Raw genomic sequence first — 1,365 nt, 5'->3', positions numbered from 1 at the left:
GCCGTAAGGCGTACGAATTAGAACCGATGAGATGCCTGTAATTTTCTCAAGTGTTTTTTGAGCTTGATTCATTTCATCCAGCGCAGATTGTTCCGAACGGTAAAATCGATTTTTATTGTGTGTGACACCATGCAAAGCTACGGCATGTCCTTCTTCTACAATTCGTTTAACGATTTCTGGAGATTGTCGCATTTTTGGTTCCAACATAAAAAATGTCGCTTTCACGTGAAATAGCTTTAACGTGTCCAATATTTCATTGGTAGCTGAAGAGGGGCCATCATCAAAGGTTAAATATATCGTTTTATTATTTTTGTCATCATCGATTTCGGAAGGCTGCTTTACAGTAATTAAATTTGTTTCAAGTTGTTCATCTGTGTCATTTACAGTTGCTTGGATAGGATTTGGACTGCTGCTGCATGCAGATAATTGAGTAACAATGATTAAAATAATACAAATGGCAAGTTTTCGCATGATCTAATTCCTCGTTTTGTGTAAGATGTTTTGATTACGATGGTTCTTTTGTCCTTTCTTTTTGTACTGTGGCATATAACTTTGGGATGTCTGTTTAGTCAGTATAAAAAATAAAAGTGTCAGCACTATGGCTAACTTGTTTCTATGTTGTAAAATCTCGCAAAAATCGACATCAGCTACTGATTATTGAATTGTTAATTGGTAACACTATGTAAGAAGAAGGATGGACAGGCTATGGCCATCAGTGATGAAGCAGATGAATTTTTAAGGGGACAGCGGCACTCTGAGACTATTTAATATAAGTCTCATCATCCGTTGTCCCCTTTATTGATTGACCTGCTTTGATAACCAAATGGCTGTTATTAAATCTATTTACGTTTCTTTTTTAGAAATTTTCTAGTTAAATTAACTGATATTGATCTTAAATCAGAGGAATCGGTTGAATTCTGACCAGAATCGCTATTATCGCTGCCGCTGTCACTATCGCTGCTGCTAGAATCACTGCTGCTTCCTTTTCCGGCTATATTGGTTATATTGATGTTTATTCTGCCAACATTCCCAAAAATAATCGTGCCTTCGTTTCTTTCAATGATGACACGTCCCAATTCGCATCCCATAATAGCTCAGCATCCCTTTCTTTCATCACTATTTAAAGCAGCTTGACTGTAGATGGTTCTTACTGACTATTCTATGAATGAACGAGTAGATAGGTATTGGCTATTTGTAGAGTTACAGGAGCCTTTTTTTAGTCTAAAATCTGTTTTTATTATGCGATGTGGTATAAAAGATCTCATCCTATTGGATTTTTCGGGTTTTGCGCATGAGCAACAAAATTAGTTTATTCAAACTCTATTGGTGTCTGGGAAGATTTCTTACACGGGGCAAGACTGTTTC

2 protein-coding genes are annotated in these 1,365 nt (G+C 36.6%); both read right to left on the bottom strand.

The window, feature by feature from the left end; genetic code table 11:
* Positions 1 to 471 (bottom strand): polysaccharide deacetylase family protein (locus AC1DSE_RS35290; RefSeq protein WP_477529124.1); only part of this gene is annotated, 471 nt, incomplete at its 3' end.
* Positions 472 to 839: 368 nt separating this feature from the next.
* Positions 840 to 1,088: a hypothetical protein gene (locus AC1DSE_RS35285; protein ID WP_076270138.1), complete on the bottom strand. Its 249-nt coding sequence runs from the start codon at positions 1,086 to 1,088 to the stop codon at positions 840 to 842.
* Positions 1,089 to 1,365: the final 277 nt, after the last annotated feature.

It is taken from the genome of Paenibacillus sp. 01L418, from assembly GCF_056400045.1.
The sequence above is the reverse complement of the archived record's forward strand: the minus strand, read 5'-3'. Positions and strand labels throughout refer to the sequence as shown.

What these genes read in the sequence shown, in the direction of transcription:
- AC1DSE_RS35285 (WP_076270138.1), bottom strand. Translation starts at nt 1,088, where the DNA reads ATGGGATGCGAATTGGGACGTGTCATCATTGAAAGAAACGAAGGCACG.